The organism is Dactylosporangium sp. CA-139066 (assembly GCF_050936175.1).
GTDB lineage: Bacteria > Actinomycetota > Actinomycetes > Mycobacteriales > Micromonosporaceae > Dactylosporangium.
Genome location: NZ_JBNJNH010000002.1, coordinates 990,485 through 1,010,602, shown reverse-complemented (window position 1 = coordinate 1,010,602; position 20,118 = coordinate 990,485). Strand labels below are relative to the sequence as shown.

19 protein-coding genes, 1 tRNA gene and 3 pseudogenes are annotated in these 20,118 nt (G+C 69.2%); 13 read left to right on the top strand and 10 right to left on the bottom strand.

Going from position 1 to position 20,118, the window contains the following annotated elements; genetic code table 11:
- Window positions 1-798 carry a hypothetical protein gene (locus ACQEVU_RS49400; protein ID WP_433337191.1) on the bottom strand — a complete coding sequence of 266 codons (798 nt, stop codon included), beginning with the start codon at window positions 796-798 and terminating at the stop codon, window positions 1-3.
- A gap of 169 nt (window positions 799-967) precedes the next feature.
- On the opposite strand from ACQEVU_RS49400, the gene ACQEVU_RS49395 reads away from it, so the two are divergent.
- The gene (locus tag ACQEVU_RS49395) at window positions 968-1,771 is read left to right on the top strand and encodes a hypothetical protein (protein WP_433337189.1); all 804 of its coding nucleotides are present in this window, start codon (window positions 968-970) and stop codon (window positions 1,769-1,771) included.
- Window positions 1,772-2,239: 468 nt separating this feature from the next.
- Here ACQEVU_RS49395 and ACQEVU_RS49390 read toward each other — a convergent pair.
- Together ACQEVU_RS49390 and ACQEVU_RS49385 are read right to left on the bottom strand one after the other, a co-directional pair.
- Window positions 2,240-3,123 (bottom strand): annotated as a pseudogene (locus ACQEVU_RS49390) (ATP-dependent DNA helicase); the annotation flags it as partial.
- A 207-nt stretch (window positions 3,124-3,330) separates the two neighbouring features.
- A complete protein-coding gene (locus ACQEVU_RS49385) occupies window positions 3,331-3,765 on the bottom strand; it encodes a chromosome partitioning protein (protein WP_433337187.1) in 435 nt (144 codons plus the stop codon).
- A 318-nt stretch (window positions 3,766-4,083) separates the two neighbouring features.
- Between ACQEVU_RS49385 and ACQEVU_RS49380 the strand changes: the two are divergent.
- The 7 genes and pseudogenes from ACQEVU_RS49380 to ACQEVU_RS49350 all read left to right on the top strand — a co-directional run bounded on the left by ACQEVU_RS49380 (window position 4,084) and on the right by ACQEVU_RS49350 (window position 11,708).
- Window positions 4,084-4,801, top strand: a pseudogene (locus ACQEVU_RS49380) (IS6 family transposase).
- A 386-nt stretch (window positions 4,802-5,187) separates the two neighbouring features.
- Complete coding sequence (locus tag ACQEVU_RS49375; protein WP_433337185.1) at window positions 5,188-6,171, top strand: hypothetical protein; 984 nt, start codon at window positions 5,188-5,190, stop codon at window positions 6,169-6,171.
- A gap of 33 nt (window positions 6,172-6,204) precedes the next feature.
- Entirely contained in the window at window positions 6,205-6,651 is a 447-nt protein-coding gene (locus ACQEVU_RS49370) for a hypothetical protein (RefSeq protein ID WP_433337183.1), read from the top strand.
- 107 nt (window positions 6,652-6,758) lie between these two features.
- Window positions 6,759-9,371: a type II secretion system protein GspG gene (locus tag ACQEVU_RS49365; RefSeq protein ID WP_433337181.1), complete on the top strand. Its 2,613-nt coding sequence runs from the start codon at window positions 6,759-6,761 to the stop codon at window positions 9,369-9,371.
- 20 nt (window positions 9,372-9,391) lie between these two features.
- A complete protein-coding gene (locus ACQEVU_RS49360; RefSeq protein WP_433337179.1) occupies window positions 9,392-10,492 on the top strand; it encodes a hypothetical protein in 1,101 nt (366 codons plus the stop codon).
- Between the two features lie 149 nt (window positions 10,493-10,641).
- On the top strand, window positions 10,642-11,187 hold the full coding sequence (locus tag ACQEVU_RS49355; protein ID WP_433337177.1) for a winged helix-turn-helix domain-containing protein: 546 nt from the start codon (window positions 10,642-10,644) through the stop codon (window positions 11,185-11,187).
- Complete coding sequence (locus ACQEVU_RS49350) at window positions 11,112-11,708, top strand: transposase (RefSeq protein ID WP_433337175.1); 597 nt, start codon at window positions 11,112-11,114, stop codon at window positions 11,706-11,708. The genes ACQEVU_RS49355 and ACQEVU_RS49350 overlap by 76 nt, the downstream gene beginning before the upstream one ends.
- Window positions 11,709-11,810: 102 nt before the next feature.
- On the opposite strand, the pseudogene ACQEVU_RS49345 reads toward ACQEVU_RS49350, so the two are convergent.
- Window positions 11,811-12,270, bottom strand: a pseudogene (locus ACQEVU_RS49345) (IS6 family transposase); the annotation flags it as partial.
- Between the two features lie 213 nt (window positions 12,271-12,483).
- Here ACQEVU_RS49345 and ACQEVU_RS49340 point away from each other — a divergent pair.
- Complete coding sequence (locus ACQEVU_RS49340; RefSeq protein WP_433337173.1) at window positions 12,484-12,615, top strand: hypothetical protein; 132 nt, start codon at window positions 12,484-12,486, stop codon at window positions 12,613-12,615.
- 275 nt (window positions 12,616-12,890) lie between these two features.
- Here ACQEVU_RS49340 and ACQEVU_RS49335 read toward each other — a convergent pair whose 3' ends face one another.
- On the bottom strand, window positions 12,891-13,403 hold the full coding sequence (locus tag ACQEVU_RS49335) for a hypothetical protein (RefSeq protein ID WP_433337171.1): 513 nt from the start codon (window positions 13,401-13,403) through the stop codon (window positions 12,891-12,893).
- Between the two features lie 28 nt (window positions 13,404-13,431).
- Window positions 13,432-13,719, bottom strand: a complete 288-nt coding sequence (locus ACQEVU_RS49330) for a hypothetical protein (RefSeq protein WP_433337169.1) — start codon at window positions 13,717-13,719, stop codon at window positions 13,432-13,434.
- Window positions 13,720-13,957: 238 nt separating this feature from the next.
- Here ACQEVU_RS49330 and ACQEVU_RS49325 point away from each other — a divergent pair.
- Window positions 13,958-14,032 (top strand) — tRNA-Lys (locus ACQEVU_RS49325).
- Here the strand turns inward: ACQEVU_RS49325 and ACQEVU_RS49320 are convergent.
- The 4 genes from ACQEVU_RS49320 to ACQEVU_RS49305 all read right to left on the bottom strand — a co-directional run bounded on the left by ACQEVU_RS49320 (window position 14,004) and on the right by ACQEVU_RS49305 (window position 16,897).
- Window positions 14,004-14,570 carry a site-specific integrase gene (locus ACQEVU_RS49320; protein WP_433339712.1) on the bottom strand — a complete coding sequence of 189 codons (567 nt, stop codon included), beginning with the start codon at window positions 14,568-14,570 and terminating at the stop codon, window positions 14,004-14,006. The two genes, ACQEVU_RS49325 and ACQEVU_RS49320, sit on opposite strands and share 29 nt — an antisense overlap.
- Window positions 14,571-14,580: 10 nt before the next feature.
- Complete coding sequence (locus ACQEVU_RS49315) at window positions 14,581-15,021, bottom strand: hypothetical protein (protein WP_433337167.1); 441 nt, start codon at window positions 15,019-15,021, stop codon at window positions 14,581-14,583.
- 374 nt (window positions 15,022-15,395) lie between these two features.
- Complete coding sequence (locus ACQEVU_RS49310; RefSeq protein WP_433337165.1) at window positions 15,396-16,166, bottom strand: ABC transporter permease; 771 nt, start codon at window positions 16,164-16,166, stop codon at window positions 15,396-15,398.
- A complete protein-coding gene (locus ACQEVU_RS49305; protein ID WP_433337163.1) occupies window positions 16,163-16,897 on the bottom strand; it encodes an ABC transporter ATP-binding protein in 735 nt (244 codons plus the stop codon). The genes ACQEVU_RS49310 and ACQEVU_RS49305 overlap by 4 nt, the downstream gene beginning before the upstream one ends.
- 114 nt (window positions 16,898-17,011) lie before the next feature.
- On the opposite strand from ACQEVU_RS49305, the gene ACQEVU_RS49300 reads away from it, so the two are divergent.
- The 3 genes from ACQEVU_RS49300 to ACQEVU_RS49290 all read left to right on the top strand — a co-directional run bounded on the left by ACQEVU_RS49300 (window position 17,012) and on the right by ACQEVU_RS49290 (window position 19,938).
- Entirely contained in the window at window positions 17,012-18,181 is a 1,170-nt protein-coding gene (locus ACQEVU_RS49300) for a sensor histidine kinase (RefSeq protein ID WP_433337161.1), read from the top strand.
- On the top strand, window positions 18,178-18,933 hold the full coding sequence (locus tag ACQEVU_RS49295) for a response regulator (protein WP_433337159.1): 756 nt from the start codon (window positions 18,178-18,180) through the stop codon (window positions 18,931-18,933). Before ACQEVU_RS49300 ends, ACQEVU_RS49295 begins: the two co-directional genes overlap by 4 nt.
- A gap of 207 nt (window positions 18,934-19,140) precedes the next feature.
- A complete protein-coding gene (locus ACQEVU_RS49290) occupies window positions 19,141-19,938 on the top strand; it encodes a class I SAM-dependent methyltransferase (protein WP_433337157.1) in 798 nt (265 codons plus the stop codon).
- Window positions 19,939-20,118: the final 180 nt, after the last annotated feature.

Here is a 20,118-nt window from a genome sequence, read left to right as displayed (position 1 = left end):
TCAGTTGGGTTCGGGGACGCGGACCTTGATGCAGTGCTTGGGCTGGTTGATGCCGATGGCCCATGTGCAGCCGGTGCCCCAGGCGGTCCCGGTCACGTGCGTGTCCGGCAGGTTGTCGCTGTAGTCGTACTGCGAGCAGATGGACAGGCTCGCGGCCGGGCTGGCGTTGAGGATGGTGCCCGAGCCGCAGGAGGGCTCGAGCAGCGTGACCCAGGACTTGATCCAGCGCTGCCCGGCCGGGGTGTCGTCCCAGCCGAAGTAGTCGAAGTCGACGCCGCCGATGGTGACCCAGGCGCCCCAGTCCTCGCCGGAGTAGCCGTCGTAGTACTTCCAGTGCGCGCCGTTGCCTTCGGTCCGGATGAAGGCGTCGGTGGAGGACGAGGGCACGTCGATGACGTTGCAGTTGGTTTTGTTGTTGTGGGACGTGGAGTCGCGGCACAGCACGGCGGTCACGGCGTTGGTCGAGCTCGGCAGCCCGGTGACCTGCACCGTGGTGCCGCTGCCGCAGGCCCAGTGCTCGGTCGTGGCGGCCCCGGTCCACTTGACGTAGGCGCATTTGCCGTCGGCCACGGTGTCGGTGACGTTCAGGACGAAGGCGCGCACACCGAGCGCGTCCCATCCGTTCGCGACCAGCTTCGCGCCCGGCACGTCCAGCGTGACCTGGATGCTGGTGCCACCGGTGTACTTCCACGAGCCCGACCACCCGGTACCGGACGGAATGGCGAACGCGGCCTGAGGTCCGACGACCACTGCAGCCGCAGCGGTGAGTGCGACGACCATCACACGAATCAACTTCATAGCCGGTGAGTCTGCGCACCGACAGGCCTGCATGCCCGTGACTGTCATTGTTTCGACGGCGGCCCGCGACGCTCAGGTTGGTGGGTACTCGCGGTGCCCGGTTGGACTGCAGGACCAGCGCCACCGTGTGGTCGAACGTGCGGCCGTAGTGCGGGTTAGCCTCGAGGCTGTGCGGAAGCCGCAGCTCTATGGTGAGGGTGGAGCGGCCTTCGGCCAGTGCGGCGACGAGCGTGTCCCGGACATCCCAGCGACGCTGGACGGCGCCCGGGTCGGCTGGGTCGACGACTACGGCCGCACGCACCTCGTCGACCTCGCCAGCAACGGCGCGCCGACCGCCTGGCCGGTCCGGCTGCCCGCCGGCGTGTACGCGCGGTCTGCGGTCACCGGCGCCGACGGGCTCGCCATGCTGCAGGCGACGCGGACCGCGCCGGGCTCGCGCGGCTACGAGGGCCGCGAGGAATCCGGCGCGGGCGCGGTCCTGCTCGCCCAGGCCGACGGTACGGTCCGGATCGTGGAAGAGCTCAGCGAGCTGGTGCAGGTGTCCGCTGCCGCGGGCGGGCACCGGTTCGTGTACAACTCGGTCGAGTCGTTCGGCGACTGCGCCCATCCCGGCCCGATCTGGCTGGTCGACGCCGACGGGAAGAAGATCAAGACCGATACCGCCGCGTTGGGTGGCCACGATGCCGACGTCTTCCTTGAGGACGCGGCGTGGGCGCCCGACGGTCAGCTCTACGCGACGCTGGCCACGTCCGTGTGCGACCCCAGGGGTGGCGCCCCCCAGGTCGCGCCGAGCCTGTGGCGCCTGGACGGCAACCGATGGGTCAGCGCCGGCGGCGGCCGGGTCGACTACGTCCGCCAGTACAAGGCCGGTACGCGGATGATCGTCACAGGCGGAGTGCTGTGGCTGGAACGCGCAGGCAAGCGCACCCGCGTGGCGACCGACGTCCACGCGGCAGAGGCACCGGTGCCCTGACCTCACCGGGTGTATGGCGCCTTGGACGAACCCCTCCTCGTATGCGTTGCTGCTCTGGGAGACGATGGCCCGCACGTGCTCGGGGTGGCGCAATACGAGCCACCGCTCGGTCGGGACACCTTGTCCAACACGTGCATCGCGTACCCGGCGGTCTTCCGCTGCTCGAGGAATGCCTCCACGACTCGGCGAGCCGCTCGAAGCTGTATTCGGACTCGCTCACCTGTGGCATGGTGCCCAGACCTGCGCCGATCAGGTTCGGCGCGACCGCGTGTTTGGCCGTCCCCGAGCCGCGAGATGAGCCCGCGGAACGTGTGCGAGCTCGCCGGCGTCCCATGCAGGAGCGCGACGTGCGGGGAAGACGGGTCGCCGACCTCCGCTGTAGAAGGCGGTCGCGCCGTCGGCGGGCTGTTGATCCAGGTTGCACCTGCGGTTGGGGATCGGCGGCGGATCCGGGCCTGCCAAGCGTGGTCAGGCGGTGAGGCGGTGGGTGAGGGCGGTGTGGCGGCGGCCGGCGCCGACGGTGCGCACGGCGGCGGCGAGGGCGCGTCGGGAGCCGACGAGGACGACGAGCTGTTTGGCTCGGGTGACGGCGGTGTAGAGCAGGTTGCGTTGCAGCATCATCCAGGCGCTCGTGGTCAGGGGGATGACGACAGCGGGGTATTCGGAGCCCTGGGAGCGGTGGATGGTCATGGCGTAGGCGTGGGCGAGCTCGTCGAGTTCGTCGAAGTCGTAGTCGATGGACTCGTCCTCGTCGGTGCGCACGGTGAGGGTCTGCTCGTCGGTGGACAGGGCGGTGATAACGCCGAGGGTGCCGTTGAACACCCCGGCCTGCCCTTTGTCGTAGTTGTTGCGGATCTGGGTGACCTTGTCACCGATACGGAACACCCGGCCCCCGGACCGACGCTCCGGCTGGCCGTCACGGCCGGGGGTGAGCCGCTGCTGCAGCAGGGAGTTCAGCGCGCCGGCGCCGGCCGGGCCGCGGTGCATCGGGTGAGGACCTGGATGTCGCGGCGCGGGTCGAAGCCGAATTTGGCCGGGATGCGGGTGCAGGCCACGTCGACGGTGAGCGCGGCGGTGGCTTCGGTGTCGTCGCAGGAGAACAGGAAGAAGTCGGTCATGCCCTGCAGCTGCGGTGGTTTGCCGGCGTTGATGCGGTGGGCGTTGGTGACGACCCCGGATTGGGCGGCCTGCCGGAACACCTGGGTGAGCCGCACCTGGGGGACGTTGTCGGCGGTGAGGATGTCACGCAGGACTTCACCGGCGCCGACCGACGGCAGCTGGTCGGCGTCCCCGACGAGCAGCACATGCGCCCCCGCAGGCACGGCCTTGACGAGCTTGTTGGCGAGAATCACGCAGGTGCCGCCGAGATACTCACCTGACCGGCATAACCGATACCAATCCCGCCAGCCGAACCATGACCGTGCCAACCCTGCGAGCTCGAACCGCCGTGCAGCAATCCGGACGGTGCGAGTGCTGACCCAGCCTCGTCACCGGGCACGGTCAGGGGCGCGACCGGCCCGGCTGAGAAGGGTCCTCAGGCTCCCGCCTACGATCCAGCCTCACATCGCCGCCAACCTGACCGAATGCGATACCACCACGGTCGGCCTGAGCGTGACCCCGCCCGTCAACACCCGGGCGTCACTCCCGGACAGGATCGACGTCCCGGCCCGCTCCTGCGCAGCACGCAGTTCGGCAACAAGATCGGTGATCACCTTGCCGAATACCTCGTCCTTGTTGGCGGCGGCGGCGATCGACAGCTCGACCCGCTGCCGGGTCAGCTCACTGACCCCGCCATCACCGGCGCCCACTTCTTCGGCGAGATCACCCAACGCAGGATCCGAACCCAGCTTCCTCGCCACCGCATCGTGCAGTCGATCGAGACCCGCATCAACCGTCGCGTCGAATTCGGCGTCCAACCGGCCAGCGACACGACGAGCCTTCCGCAGCACCCAGGCGATGACATACCCAGCGACCACACCGGCCTCGATCACCACAGCAGCGACACCTCTCTTCAGGACGTTCGTCGATAGTTTCGTGCGCGGCAGCCGGCCATCGCAACGTCACGTCACCTCATCGACTCAACTGTGGAACACTCGATCCGGTCGGCCCACCGATTCCGTCTCTACAACGCAAGATCGTCAAGGCCGCGCTTCGCGCGGCGGGCCGGTCGCGGCAAGCCGATCCGTCCTGGAAGCGGCCCCGGCGTTGGCGCGCCGCGGCCGAAAGCTGAACGGCCGGCGCATCGCGCCCGTCGACTGTGCGCTTCGGCTCCGTTGCGTTGTGCACCGGCAAGATCCATGCAGGCTTGAGCAATGAAGTCGGTCCGCCCACGCCCGTGGCTGCCGCCGGAGTCAGCGTTCGCCGGCTTTCGGTTCCCGTCCGAGGTAATCGTTGTCGCAGTTCGGTGGTATCTGCGCGACAGCCTCTCGTACCGCGACGTTGAGGAACTGCTGGTCGAGCGCGGCGTCGAGGTCGACCACGTCACGGTGTACCGGTGGGTGCAGCGGTTCACCCCGCTGCTGGCCGACGCCGCCCGATTCGCCCGCCATGCACCGGGCGACAGGTGCTACGTCGACGAGATCTACGTCAAAGTCAATGGAGTCTGGCGGTACGTATTGCCGGGCGGTCGACCAGTACGGGCAGGTCATCGACGTGCTGGTCTCGGCTCGCCATGACGCTGACGCGGCCAGGCGATTCTTCCGCCGGGCGCTGTCCACGCTGAAGGTGAAGCCCAGCGAGGTGGTTACCGACGCCGCCGCGCTCTACCCTGCCGTCCTCGACGAACTCATCTCGTCCGCGTGGCACCACGTCGAGCAGCACGCCAACAACCCGATTGAAGCCGATCACAGACAACTCAAGCACCGGCTGAGACCGATGCGCGGGCTACGGACGGATAAGACCGCACACGTGATCATCGCCGGCCACGCCTTCATGCAGAACCTGCGGCGCGGGCACTACGAACTCGCCGTCGACGCCCCGACGGCAATGCGGGTCGCTGCTGCGGTTGCCGAACTTGCCAAGGCGATCTGACCTCGGAACGACGATGAGTTCAACGCGTCCATTGATCCCCCTAACGCAACAGCGCCGCACCGACTCCCACAATGACGGCTGGACGTTCCGCGTCCGTAGCATGACCGCAATCCCTTGCGCGCCAAGGACTTCCTGTCGCCGTCATGGTGACATCCACAACGTGTCCGGCACTGCCGGACACGCCGACAACCATCGATCTACTTTTCATGTCGAAGTAACTACCCGGCATTGCTGCTAGCCCCCACGCCCGGCGCCCTCAATGTCCCGCCTTCTGGCGCTCGCGCGAGCGCGGTCGAGCTGCTAACGTCCTGACGTACCGCAATCGTGCCGGTACGCACGGTGCCTTGCGCTCGGTTCCGCACTCTCGCGCCGCTCCGGGGGGACGCATGAAGGTGCTGATCGCCGGAAATCCGGATCATGTGTCCGCCGCGTCCGCGCTCGAAGTCGATCTCGGCGGCGGGCGGCATCTGCTCGTCGCCTCCGGCGTGGCGCATGTGGACCGCGTGCCCGAGTCGGGCGGTGGTCCGGCCGGGCTGGTGCAGGTGCGGCTCGGGATCGTGGCCTTCGGCGTCGATCAGGCGGCGCCGCTGATCGGGCTCGCGGGCCTGACGGGCGATGGCTCAGGTTTCGTGTTCGCCGCGGACCGGCCACGGGTCGGCGTGGACTCGGAGAGCGACGAGGTGCTGCTGTCCGTGGAGACCAACGGCGGTTCGGCGGGCCGGCTCGGCAGCTTCTCGTATCAGGTGGTGGCGACGATCCTCGTCAACCTGAGCGAGGTGGTGGTGGCGGTGCCGAGCACGCCTGCCACGCCTGCCACCCCGGCGACTCCCGCGACCCCGAGCGTCGGCGAGATCACGGCGGTCGAGCCCGGGAGTACTGCGATCCCCACCTTCCCTGGTCAGCAGAGCGGCCCCGATCCGCTCGCCGGCCTCTACCCGGACCGCGGCAGCCACGTCCCCGCCAGTCCCGCGCCCCACCCGATCATCACCGGCGCGATCACCTGGCGCACCGACGTCCGGCGCCCGCCCGCCGAAGACCCCGCCACCGTCGCGCCGTTCTTCACCGTCACCGCCAACGCGCATGAGATGACGCCCGGTTCGGGCCCGTGGGCGCCCGCCGCGCATCTGACGCCGCTCGCCCAGGGCCGGATCACCGGGCTGACGGTCGGCGAAATCGAGTGCCGGGCGACCTACGAGGTCAGGGACGCCCCGATGTTCCGCCAACTCCAGATGACGCTCGCCGTGGCCGCCGGGTTTGCGCCGCAGTCCCTGCGGGTGGAGCGCATCGCCGGGCCGGAGGTGTTCGACCTCAACTACGTCCACACCAGCGAGGCCGTCGACTTCACGATTATCCAGTACCACCTCACCTGACCGACCCGTCCGCCGCGACACCGAGGAGCCGGAATGCCGCCGGACTGGTATGCGGTCGCCCCGTACCGCTTTCCGCTGACCGAGCAGCCGGTCGTACTGCGGCTGCCCGCGGCCGGGCCGGCGCCCTTCAACTCGCTGGTCGTGGTGCGCGGCCGGATCCACCTGACCGCGCCGTCGGTGTCGGACGGCTCGTTGCGGCGGTTCCGGCTGACGGTCCGCACACCGTTCACGCTGGGCGGCTTCGAGGCCGGCACGGCGCCGTCGTACCGCGACTCCTCCGCCGTGGCGCTGGGGATGCTGCAGTGCAGCGACCGTACGCCCTTCACGGTGGCGGTCGACGGGGTGCGGGGCGCCTTCGACGACGAGGGCCGCTGGACGCTCGCCGTCGAGGCGCGGGGCTCGTGGAGCGGGGTGCTGGCCGCCGCGTCGGGCTACTACTCCAGCTGGATCCTGTGCCGGGAAACGGCGCCCACGAGCTAAGGAGGACACGCACATGACCGGACTGGCCAACTCCGCCCGGGCCATCCTCAAGGCCACGTACATCCAGCCGGACTCCTCGGCCGTCCCGTCGGGCCCCCGGCACCGGCATGTCGGTCTTCTCGAAGCTGAACTTCGCCCGCGCCCTGCAGCTGTCCGAGCCCGAGGTGACCACCCTCGGCGAACAGCTCGCCGAGCGGCAACCGGCGGTGGCGGAGGCGTTGGAGCGCATCAGGCCGTCGCTCACCGACCCCGGCCCGGCGCCCGGCGCCGACCACGCGCGGCTCTACGCCGATATCGACCCGCAGACCCTGGCCTCCCTCGGCCAGGCGGTCGGCGCCCTGCGTGCCGAGCCGTCCGCGCCGCCGATCGAAGCCACCGATCTCGCCGGCGCCGGCGCTCCGTCGGTCACCTTTACCGCCGAGCAGGGCTTCAGCGTGCCGCCCGCGCCCGGACCGGCGGCCGTGAACGTGATGGTGGGTCAGTTCCTGGAGGAGGCGCGCCTCCAGCCGGTCGGCTGGCTGCACCTGGAGCGCATCGAGATGCAGCCCGTGGGCCTGGAACGCGGCGAGCTCGTCGCCACGATCCCCATGGCACCCGGCGAGACAGTCAGGGTCAGCCACAAGGAATGGTCCACCCAGAGCGAGGAGTTGTCCCGGATCGTCACCGATGAGCTGGAGACGTACGCCGAGAAGGGTGTCTCCGAGAAGACGGATGTCGCCATGGCCAGCACCACCGAGTCCAAGCGCGACACCAACCTCAACTTCGGTGTCACCGCGAGCGGCAGCTACGGCCCGGTCTCCGTCTCCAGCACCTTCAACTACGGCGTCTCCACCTCCGATCACGACTCCCGGCAGGCCAGCACCAAGCACGCCACCGAGATCACGTCGAAGGCGTCCTCGCGGGCCCGCCAGGAGCACAAGGTCTCCTTCCGCACCGAGACCCGGCGCGGCGACGAGGACGAGTCGGCCCGCGTCATCTCGAACACCAGCGGCAAGGTGATGCGGCTGGACTACTACCGGATCATGCGCAAGTGGCGCGTGGACCTGATGCGGTACGGGCTGCGCATGACCTACGACCTGGTGGTGCCCGACCCCGGCGGCGCGCTGCGCCGCCAGCTGGCCGAACTCGCCGAGATCGACCGGACGTTGGCGACGCCGTACAGCTTCCCCTTCCGCATCGACCAGATCGGCCGGGACAACTGGCAGGCGCTGGCGGCGCACTACGGCGCGGCGGTGGCCGGACCACCGGCCGCGACGGTCAACCCGCCCGACTACACCTACGAGTTCCCGGCCCAGATCGGTGAGCAGGAGGCCATCGTCACCCGGTACGAGTCGTGGAAGATCGACCTGCCGGAGGGCTACGAGCTGGTGCCCCTCTCCTTCGAGGTCAACTACTACGGCTGGGGACCCGCCGAGCTGGCCCGCTTCGACGTGCTCGGCGACGAGGCTCCGCAGGTGACGGCGACCGCCGTCGGTTCGGAGTTCCCCGGCCGCTACCGCTCCTCCCTGGCGCATCTGTCCGGCAAGTCGGGCCATCTGTCGATCCAGTACACCTATCGCAACATCAGCTGGGCCGGATTCCGGCTCTCGGCGGCCCTGCGGCTGTCGCCGGACGCGTTACTGGCGTGGCAGCTCGACACGTGGCAGAAGCTGCGTGAGGCCGCCGAGCAGCAGTACTACACGCTCCAGCAGCGCCTGCGGGACCGGCGCGAGCAACTGCTGGAGGAGCTGAACCGGGACGACACGCTCACGCTGCGCCGCGCCGAGCGCGAGGAACTGATGAAGCGGTCCCTGCAATGGCTGTTCGGCAGCGGCTTCGACACCGCGCCCGACACCATCGACGCTCTGCTCGCGGGCCTCGGCAGCGGCGGCACGCCCACCCCGGCCGACGACCTGGACCCCTCGAAGCTGCCGGTGGACCCGGCGATGTGGCTGTCGATCCGCAAGTTCGGCGAGTTCGTCAAGTTCCTGCACCAGGCGGTGGAGTGGGAGAACGTCCTGTACTTCCTCTACCCGTACTTCTGGGGCTCGGAGCAGCTCGCCGAGACCAAGCGCCTGTTGTGGCACCCCGAACCGCTGCGCCGGGAGTTCCTGCGGGCCGGTGCGGCGCGGGTGGTACTGCCGATCCGGCCCGGCTTCGAGCGGGCGTTCTCCCGCCTGATGCAGACCGGCAGCCTCTACGACGACGGCACCGGACAGCCCGCAGCGACGCCGTACGTCACCATCGCCGCCGAGATCGAGGCGTACGCGCGCACCAACTATCCCGGCATCCCCCCAGCAAACCCCGATATCGCCGCGCGCGCCCGGCCGTTGCTGACCGTCAATCAGCAGCGCGCCTGGCAGGACATCAGCGCGATCATCGCCGCGCTGGAGGAGTACGCGGAGAAGGCCAAGCATCAGAAGGACCCCACCTGGAGCGGCGCCCCGATCGAGCCCGAGTACTACCCGACCACCGAGCAGGGCCTGCGTGTCCTGCTCGCGGCCCACCCCGCCCTGAGCCTCGTCGACCCCTGGGGCAAGTCGTACTTGTATCAGAACCCGGGTCGCACGGCGCCGTTCGTCGTGTCCAGCCAGGGCGCCGACGCGGCGGCGGGCGGCACGGACGAGGCGCGGGACATCTCCACCGACGCCGAGGGCAACCTGATCGGCACCTGGTTCGAGTACACGCCGAGCAGCGGCCTCGACATCGAGATCGGCTCCGACCTCGCGGCCAACGGATGAACGGATAGGGGGCGCCCCGCATGGCCGACCTTCAGCTCATGGGCAGCTACTGCTCGCTGCCGACCCGTCGGGTGGGCCAAGGGGCGCTGCCCGGCTGGGTGGAGAGCCGCACCGCCGAGTGGTACATGGTCGAGTGCTTCACCCGCTTCTACCAGCAGCGCTATCCGGGGTCGGAGGTGATCAGCGAGCTGAGCTATCTCGACGTCGACCGGTTCCGGGGGGCGATGGCGATCCTGGTCAAGTGGATGCAGGCGGAGTTCCGCAACGTGCTCAGCCGCAAGGCCCTGAAGGGCGACATCCGCTCCGAGCGGTCGGGGCGCAAACTGCGCGCCGACATGCTGGGGGTCCGCAGCGACGGCACGGCCATGATCCTGGAACTGGTCGAGGTGACCACGGTCGAGCAGGCCGCCGAGACCGAGGCCGAGGACATCCAGCACAAGATCCAGACCCTGGAGCGCTATGTCACCGGCGAGGCGCTGAAGGAGATGCAGTACATCCAGCGGGCCAGCGGCGTGAGCCTCGCGCCGCAGACGATCGAGGTCCGTCCGGCGACCTGGCGGCCGTACTGGAACGAGCTGTACTACCCCCTCGTGCCGACCCAAATGCCCGCCGCCGCGCCCGGCAGCATCAAGTTTGAGTGGATCTGCTACCGGCCGACGTTCCGCCCGGACGGCGTGGGCAAGGACGGGCTGGTGCTGTACGAGATCCACTCGACGCGGCTGCCCGATGCGGTACCGATGGAGGTACTGCGCCGGGTGGCGCGACGGCTGCGTGAGCTGGAGAACCAGCACCAGTTGGTGCTGCTGCCCGCGATGCAGCGGTACTGGGACGACAACGGCAACGACCGCAAGGAGTTGCAGAAGTGGCTCGCGGTCGGGCTGGGCGCGGCCCTCGTCGTCACGCTGGTGTTCCTCGCGTGGCCCGCGGCCGTGCCCCTCGCCGCCGAGGCGGCCGGCGCAGGCCTGGCCTCGGCCGGTGAGGCAGAGATCCTGACCCTGGCCAACGCCGCCCGCTACGCTACCGCAGCGGCCAGGATCGCCGAATTCTTCGAACGCGCCCAGGCAGCGTTGCGCCCGCTGCTGATCGGCGGCACGCCGGGCGCGCTGGTCCTCGACCACTGACGGCGAGACGTCAGCGGCAACAATCCCTGCATACTTGGCGGGGGCCGTCGGAGTCCCCGGGCGGCAATCCGCTCGCCGCTAAAGACATTGAAGTATTGAGGTCCGGCGTGTCGGTGGACTCCATTTAGGATGATCGGCATGATCGATGGGTGCGATATGCGGACGGCGGCGGGGTAAGCCCGCCCGGGCGGGCGAAACGCGAGCAGGTACGCCGGCAGGCGGCGGCGTTGTTCGCGTCGGGTCTGTCGCCGGTCGAGGTGGCGGCGCGGCTGGAGGTGTCGGCCAAGTCGGCGCGCGCCTGGCGTCGGGCCTGGCTGGCCGGTGGGGAGGCAGCGTTGGCGTCGAAGGGTGCCAGCGGTCCGGCGTCGAAGCTGACTTTCGAGCAGGTGCGCCAGCTCGAGCGGCTGCTGGAGGCCGGGCCGGCCGCGGCCGGGTTCACCGAGGACCAGCGGTGGACCCTGGCCCGGGTAGCCGACCTCATCGCCGGCAGGTTCCGGGTCCGGTACAGCCTCAAGGGTGTCTCGCTGCTCATGCGGCGCCTCGGGTGGACCCCGCAGCTGCCGATCCACCGGGCTGTCGAACGCGACGAAGAGGAGATCGCCCGCTGGCGGCGCCGGCAGTGGCCGGCGGTAAAAGGGTCGCGCGCAGGCTGGGCGCGTGGCTCTGCTTCGCCGACGAGGCCGGACACACGCTGAGACCAGCCAAGGCCCGCACCTGGGCCCCGCGGGGACACACGCCGGTGGTCAAGGTGACCGGCAAGGGCTCCGGCCGGATCTCCATCGCCGGCCTGGTCGCCTACAAGCCCGGCCACCGCAGCCGGCTGATCTACCGGATGATGATCCACCGTGGCCGCAAAGGCGAGCCGAAAGGCTTCCGCGAACGCGACTTCGCCGCGCTGCTGGACGCCGCGCACCAGCAACTCGGCGGCCCGATCGTGCTGGTCTGGGACAACCTGCACGGCCACCGCTCCACCACCATGCGCGCCCTGATCGCCACCCGGCCCTGGCTACGCGTCTACCAACTGCCCAGCTACGCCCCGGAACTCAACCCCTCTGAAGGCATCTGGGCCCACCTCAAACGCAGCCTCGCCAACCTCGCCGTCCACAACATCACCAACCTCGCCCACCTCGCGAAGAACCGCCTCAAACGCATGCAGTACAAGCTCGGCCTCGTCGACGGCTTCATAGCCGCGACCGGTCTGTCACCGCCCCGGTGACAGACCCTGATGCTTCAAGGTCTTTTAGTTGCGCCTTGACTTCCTGCCCGACCAAATCGGCGACGACCGCAGCAGGAGCGAGGCCGTCATAGTCGCCGCCGTCGGATACACCGCGGCGGCATCGGTGAGCACCTCGCTGGGCGTCACCTTCAACATCGACAGCGCCCGCCGGAAGAACCGTCGAGCCGCGGCGTCGTCGCGGCGAGCCGAGACCAGCACGTCGATGACCTGCCCGTACTGGTCGACCGCCCGGTATTACGTACCGCCAGACTCCGTTGACTTTGATATACGTCTCGTCGACGTGCCACCTGTCGCCCGGTGCGTGGCGGGCGAATCGGGCGGCGTCGGCCAGCAGTGGTGTGAACCGCTGTACCCACCGGTAGACGGTGACGTGGTCGACCTCGACGCCGCGCTCGTCAAGCAGCTCCTCAACGTCGCGGTAGGTGAGATTGAACCGCAGGTAGCAGCGCGCCGCGACGACGATCACCTCGGCCGGGAACCGGAAGCCGGCGAACGCCGACTTCGGCGGCGGCCACGAACGCGGGCGGACCGATGACTTCACCGCTCAACTCTGCCTCGATCATGCCAACGCTCAACGCAACGGAGCCCAGACACTCCCGCAGGCCCTCAACAGGAGCCGAAACGGTTGGCGATGATCTGACGGCCCAGGTGCCGCCGGCCATCCATCGACCGGACTCAGCCCATGGTCACCGAATGAGGAACGGTCACCCGGCGGTCCTCGGCCGTCTTCGTCTACGGCGGCTTCGACACCGTCGTGGAGCCGCTGGAGTACTTCGTCGGCGACGGTGAGCCGGAGTTCGGCTCCTATCACGTCGGCCGAGAGGCGCTGGGTTCGGTCGAGGACTACCTGCGGGTGTTCGGTCGGCCCGAGCAGGTCGCGGCGTGACAGGAGGGGCGGCCGTACGTCGCGGCGGTCAAGGACCCCGCCTGAGACAGCACCTGCTTGCAGCCTGGACGGCTGAGCAAGCAGCGAGGTCGCGACGCCGGCGTTGAGCCGATGCGACGCGTTGCGGGTGGTGGCCTTCGACCTCGAAGGCCACCTTCTGCACGTCCCGAAGACCGGCATCCTGACCGCGGACAACCTGGTCGCCGACCTGTGTGGCCGACGCCAGCGGCGCCGGCCGGTTCGGCTGCTGCGGCTACTCCTGGCGCGCGCCGGTGTTACTTGGCCGTGACCTCGAATGCCGTGGAGCCGTCGCGATTGCGGGTCGTCTTGGTCTCGAACTTGGCGTAGCCGCTGAGGCCGTAGGCGCTCGTCGACATGGCGCCCCCGGCCAGCTGCTGCCAGGCCACGTTCATCTCGTCGACGCCCCAGCCATTGAAGCAGATCACGTAGTAGACGACGTCCCCGGAGAACGGAAGACTGGGGTTCGCGGCCTTGAAGACGAACGAGCCGCCCGCGTTCAGGTCGGCCGGAGCCGAGCCGATGCCGTTGGTGATGGTCTGGCGCGCGAACTTCAGCCCGCAGTTGTCCGGCCAGACGAGGTAGTTGTTCACGGTAACGGTGATGGCCCGGCCGTCCTTGACCACCGGCGGCGGTCCACCGGGGACGGTCGGGACGGGCGTCGGGCCCTCGCCGCCGCCGGAACCCGCCATCGCCGCGCCGGCTGGCACGAGCGCGCCCAGAAGTGCGAGGGCCGCGGTCGCGGCGGCGCGGGTGATGGTGCTGCGCATGCTGTCTGCTCCTTGTCGTAGGCACCGGTCAGGTCGACCGACGCCTCACAGCGTGCCGCCCACGGCCGCCGTCCTCGACGGAGCTGCCACCACATCTTGTGGATGCTTCCACCACGGTCGCCGTGGTAGCACCACGATCGTCGATTTCGACCAGGCCGCGCACGGCACTGACCTGGATACCGCCTCGTCGGTGCCGATGTACGACACCGGTATCGGTGGTGCAGACGGTGTTGTTGTTGAGCACCGTGCGCAGTGACCGGGCGCAGTAGCCGGCGTCGTCGAACAGGATGGTGAGCCGGTCACCTTCCTCGCGCATGACGGTGCACTGGCCCCACTGGTATGCCGTACGCGGAACTGCACGGTGGATCAGGCTCCACCGAGGCCGGCCTCGCGGGCCTTGACTATGGCCTGCGATGCGCTCGCCCACGCGGCCGTCGGCGATGACCGGCAACGGTCCGCGCCGTATGGCCTCCACCGGCGATCACCTGGTGAAACGCCGCGAAGGGAGTATCGTGTGGAACGGTGGGCGGCGCGCAGGTACCCTGTCAGGGCGCGGGCTGCTAGCTCAATGGCAGAGCTGCGGACTTTTAATCCGTAGGTTCAGGGTTCGAGTCCCTGGCGGCCCACCATTTGACCTGCGGTTTCTTCCTGCCTAGCGGTCCGATGTGGACCTGGATGCTTGTTGGCTGCTCGTTGCTGCTTGCGTCGTTTCGACCGCTTGACGCCGTCGGCATCGGGTTTGACCGCTTTGTGCTGGGTGGCGGGCAGCACGCTGGTGTAGGTGTCGGCGGTGAGCACGATGCTGGCGTGGCCGAGTTGGTCTTGGACGGTCTTGAGGTCGGCGCCGGCGGTGTGGGCGAGGCTGGCCGTGCCGTGCCGGAGGTCGTGCAGCCGCACTGGTGGCAGCCCGGCCGCGGTGATCAGGTACCGCAGCCGCTTGGTGAGGCTGTTCGGGTGGAACGGCTGCCCGTCCGGTCGGGTGAACACGTAGCCCGATTCCCGCCACGGCCGACCCGCAGCCCGGCACAGCTGCCGCTGACGGTGCTGGCGCATGTGCAGGATCGTCACGGTGCGCCCGGTCCAGGGCGATCGCGCGGCGGCTGGCGGTGGATTTGGGCTGGTGATGGACAACTGGCGGCGCTCAAGGTCGACGGCCTGCCAGCGCAGGCCGGCCGCTTCACCGCGGCGCAGTCCGCTCGCGCAGCGCGATGAGCCACCACAGCGGCAACAGCGGATCGTCGGCGACAGTGTCGAGGAACCAGGCGAGCTGGGCGGTGGTCCACACCGCCACCGCCGGCCGGTGGCCGTCGGCACGCCACTGCTGGACTCGGCCCGGGGTCCAAACCACGGCGTGGGGTCGGCGGGCGGTGGGCATCTCGACCCGGCGGGCCGGGTTGTCGATCACCATCCCGTCGCGGATGGCGGCGTTGTAGGCGGCGCGCAGCGTGGCACGGACCCGCTGCCGGTGGCGGCGGATCTGGGCTGCCCGGTCGGCGGCCTGCGCGGCCGTCTGCGAGGTGAAACCGCCGCGGCGCACCTGGACCGCCCGGCCGGACAGGTCCCGTACATAGCAGCGGTAGTGCCAAACTGCCGTGCCCCCGCTCGAGTAACCGGCCACACCGCAGGCCCAACCGGCGGCCGGTCGCCGCGTCGCGGCAGCCGCACTGCTTGAACACGCCCGCCGCGGCCATCGCAACCTCCTGAGCATCCAGACGTTCTTGCTGCTCAGCGTCGGCGCACTGCGAACGCGACACGTCACCCCAGCGGGTGGCACGCCGCAGCAGCCATCCCCCGTCATGACGCGAATCGAGGGCGATCGAGGACCAACATCGTCCCCCGCGGCCCAAAGATCACGAACGCCTGCCCCCCAGAGCTGACACCCGGGCATCGTTACGCAGTAGTGGACCGAGACAGGAGATGTCAGCCCGGAGGCATAGTCACCGAACGTAACGAGCGCATCGCGCCAGATGTGGATGGCTCAACTGGGCTGTGTCACGCGTCGCGGCTGGTGCGCCAGGAGCCTAGGACGAGCGCGGCCACCAGGTAGATGAGGAGATCGAGGTACGCCAGGCCGAGCGAGGGGAGGCGGGGTTTGACGGCCAGCGCGTGTACCTGGCCGAGGACGTCGGCGGCGTTGCTCAGGACCAGCTTGTCGGGCAGGTACGACCAGGTCTCCAAGGCCCGGGCAGCCGGCCAGGCCAGGAAGATGACCCCGAACATGACGGCGATACCCGCGGCTGTGTGTCGCAGGAACGCTCCGACACCGTAGCCCACCATGGCCACCACCCACAGGTAGAGGCCGGCGCTGGACACGGCACGCAGCACGCCGGGATCGGTCAGGCTTACGTCGAGGTGGTTGGTGGTGAGCACCGCCTGACCGAGGAGGAAGGTGCCGAATGCGAACGTCTCGCCGAGTAGCAGGGCCACGGTGCCGACAACGACGGCCTTGGCGATGTAGAGGATGCCGCGGCGGGGTGTCGCGGCCAGCGTGGTCTGGATCATGCCGGTGCCGTACTCGGTGCTGATCGCGAGCACGCCGAGCACTCCAAACGCGAGCTGGGCGAAGACCAGACCCGTGAAGGAGTCACCAACCGGGTCGAACGCGGCCCGGTCCTGGGCGCTCATGGTGGTCCAGTGGTGTGCGACCGAGGTGGTGTCCAGGAAGCCGAGCCCAGTACCGAGAGCAAGAGCGCACAGCATCGTGAGGTAGGTGGACCGCAGCGAGCGCAACTTGATCCACTCTGCGTGTAGGGCGGCGGTCACCGGTTCACCTCCGTGCTGCGGTACTGCACGGCGTCCTGGGTGAGCCGCAGGTACGCGTCTTCCAAGGTGGATGCGTCGGCCGACCGGACGAACTCGTCGATGCCGGCGTCGGCCAGGAGTCGACCCTTACCGATCACCAGCAGGTGATCGGCGGTCAATGCCATCTCGCTCATCAGGTGGCTGGAGACAAGGATCGTACGGCCCTCGGCCGCCAAGGCCCGCATGAGCCCACGGATCCACGCGATGCCTTCCGGATCGAGGCCGTTGACCGGTTCGTCGAAGATCAGGATCTGCGGATCGCCGAGCAGCGCGGCGGCGATGCCGAGGCGCTGGCGCATGCCGAGCGAGAATTTGCGGATCCGTTTGCCGGCCACGGCATCCAGGCCAGTACGGTCGAGGACGGCGGCGACCCGGGCGTGCGGCAGACGGTTACTGGCGGCCAGCCACGCCAGGTGCTGCCCGGCCCGCAAACCGCCATGCACCGCGCCGGCATCCAGCAGCGCACCGACTTCCCGCAGGGGGTACGGCAGGTTGCGGTACGGCCGGCCACCGATCAGAGCGCGGCCGCCGGTGGGGGTGTCCAACCCGAGGATCATCCGGATCGTGGTGGACTTGCCGGCGCCGTTGGGGCCGAGGAATCCGGTCACCCGGCCAGGTCGGACCTGGAAGGACAACCGGTCGACGGCGACCGTCGCTCCGTACCGCTTTGTCAGTTCCTGTGCCTCAATCATTGGCAATACCGTGCCGGCCCACGCCATCCCCCGTCATCGGTCCGCAGCCGTGGGCCGCTCGGACTATGCCTTGCGGCAGATGACCCACCCGGGCCGTGTTCGTAGGCTGGGCGCATGCAACCCCGTCCGCCGCTGTCGCAGCGGCTGCGACCCGGCCAGAGATTCGTCGTCGAGGTCGCCGCTGGTCTCGGGTACGGCCTGGTGGCTTGGGTGCTGTTCGCTCACAAGATCGCTCCGTGGCCATTGGCGTTCGGTGGTACCGCTCTGGTTGCCCTGCCTGTAGCGATCGGGCAGCGCCGGCTGCTGCTCGGCTTTGCCTGCGCGCTGGTGGGGTTCTGGCTGGCTCCGTTGGCGCCGCTGCTGCCCTTCCTCGCCGTGGCTCCCCTGGGGTACGTGCTCTACCTGGTCGCTGGCCGGTACCCGGCGCGGACCGGGCTGCCCGTGCTAGTCGCCGCGCTGACCGGCCCGGCGGCCACCGCGCTGACCGGGCGCGCCGGCGGCGTGCTGCCGTTCGCGGTCGCGCTCGTGCTGTGCTGGACGGTCGGGTACGCCCGGGGTGAGCACCGCCGGTACGGCGACGAGCTGGTACGCCACCATGCCCGGATGGCACAGGTCGAGCGGGAACGGGCCAGGCGCGGGGCCGCGGAAGAGCGCATGCGCATCGCCCGCGAGTTACACGACGTGGTGGCGCACAGCATGAGCGTGATCACCGTACAGGCCGGGTTCGGGCGGCTGATGGTGCGGGAGCGGCCGGACGAGGCCGGTGCGGCGCTGGCCGCCATCGAGACCACCGGCCGGCAGACCCTCGCCGAGATGCGCCGGCTGCTCAACGTACTGCGCGCGGACGGCGCCCCGGACACCCCCGCCGACTTGACGCCCACGCCCGGACTGGCCGACCTGGAGCAGCTCGTCACGCGGACCGGCCAGGCCGGCATCCGGGTCGAGCTGACTATCACCGGCCAGCACCGACAGCTGCCCGCCGGGGTCGAACTGTCCGCGTACCGCATCGTCCAGGAGGCGTTGACCAACGTCGCCAAGCACGCCGCCACGACGACCGCGAACGTCGCTGTCGACTACCTCCCGCACGAGCTTGTCATCGAGGTGACCGACCACGGCAGGGGCGGCCCCGTCGCATCGACCGGTCTCGGGCTCACCGGCATGCGCGAACGGGTCCAGCTCTACGGCGGCCATCTCGACGCCGCACCCTTACCCGGTGGCGGGTTCCGCGTTGCGGCCCGGCTGCCGACGCCTGCCCTCGACGCCGTCGGGGCGCCGGCGACGTGACCCTGCGAGTCCTGGTCGCCGACGACCAACCCCTTGTCCGTGCGGGCCTTTCCGGCATCATCGGTACCGCACCCGACCTCGCTGTCGTGGCTCAGGCCGGCACCGGCCGGGAAGCCGTCGACCAGGCCCATCGGCACCGACCCGAGGTCGTGCTCATGGACATCCGGATGCCCGACCTCGACGGCATCCAGGCCACCCGGCTGATCACCACATCGGGTATCGCACGGGTGCTGGTACTCACCACGTTCGACCTCGACGAGTACGTCTACGCCGCACTGCATGCCGGGGCCAGCGGCTTCCTCCTCAAAGACACTCCACCAGCTGACCTGCTCGCCGCGATCCGCACCATCGCCGCCGGCGACGCGCTCCTGGCCCCCAGCGTCACCCGCCGCCTGATCGCCCGGTTCACCGCTCCACCCGCACACCTGCCCGGGCATGAAGCAATCGACGCCGACCCGACCGCCGCCATCACCCGCCAGGCACGCCGCGATACGCCGATGCCCGCCGGCGCCGGCCCAGTGCCCGCCGACCGCGTACGGTTCGCGCCGGGCCGGCTGGAGCGGATCACCGACCGCGAACGTGAAGTGCTTTTGCTCGTCGCCGAGGGCCTCTCGAACCCGGAAATCGCCGCCCGGCTACACATCACCCCCGGTACCGCCAAAACCCACATCGCTCACCTACTCACCAAGCTGGACGTCCGCGACCGAATACACCTCGTGATCCTCGCCCACCGCAGCGGGCTGATCACGTAGTCATCTGCACGGCCAACAACTGCGCACCATGATGCGCGGTCATCGCCATTACGCAGATAGTCCCTACCGAGTCGATCATGGCGTCGTTTCGTCGGCAACGAACAGCCAGCCCACGGAATCCAAGATCGGCTGCACGCACATCGGCTATGAGCGGGCACCTGATCATGAGTGTCTCAGCGCATAGACGATGTCTGACAGGATTGCCAGGTGACAGTCCCGGAACGCTACGGTGAATCGGTCCTGAGTCCCAACTGGCACGCAGAGCGAGAACGGCTCATTGCGATGGCGGAGGTCGCCGACCACACGACCACGCGGATCCTCCACGAACTCGGTCTCCGCCCGAATTGGCACTGCCTGGAAGTCGGCGCCGGTGCCGGCACAGTCGCGACCTGGCTGGCAGGGCAGGTCACCGACGGCAGCGTCCTCGCGACCGACATCGACACGCGCTGGCTCGAACCCGCCACCGCGCCTAACCTGCGCGTCACCAAGCACGACATCGTCTTCGACCCGTTGCCCGTATCGACGTTCGACCTCATCCACGCCAGGTTCGTGCTGGAACATCTGCCCGAACGGGACACCGTCATCGCCAAACTGTGCCGGTCGCTGCGTCCCGACGGTCTGCTGGTGATCGAGTCCATCGCCGGCTTCCCCATCGAATCCTCGACCACACCGGCCTTTCGCGACGCCATGCACGCCGTCGAAGCGACTCTGGCGGCGACCATCGGCACCGACGCCGCATGGCCGCGCACCTTCCCTGCGCCCTTGCAGCAACACGGGCTCGGGCAGGTCTCAGCCTTGGTACACATCCCAGCGACCGGTGGCCGGAACGCATCGGCTCGATGCTGGTCCCACACCCTCACTCAGCTACGCCCCCGAATCGCTGTACAGACGCCCCAAGCGCTACCCGCGGTCGACGAGACGTTACGTCTCCTGGACCTTCCGGACTTCTTCGACCTCGCCTTCGCAACAGCGATCTGTTGGGGCCGCAAGATCAAGACTCAATAACCCGACATCGGCCAATCGAAGCTCGCAGCAGCCGAGCGGGCCGCCCTGTCATCGGCATCTTGTTGAGTGAATTGATCAAGCGCTCCCGCCGGGCAGGCCGTAACCCACCGTAGTCATTCTGTCCCGGCGGATCCGGATGCAGGCGACGATACAGAGCCCGACGAATCCGGCTCCACCAAA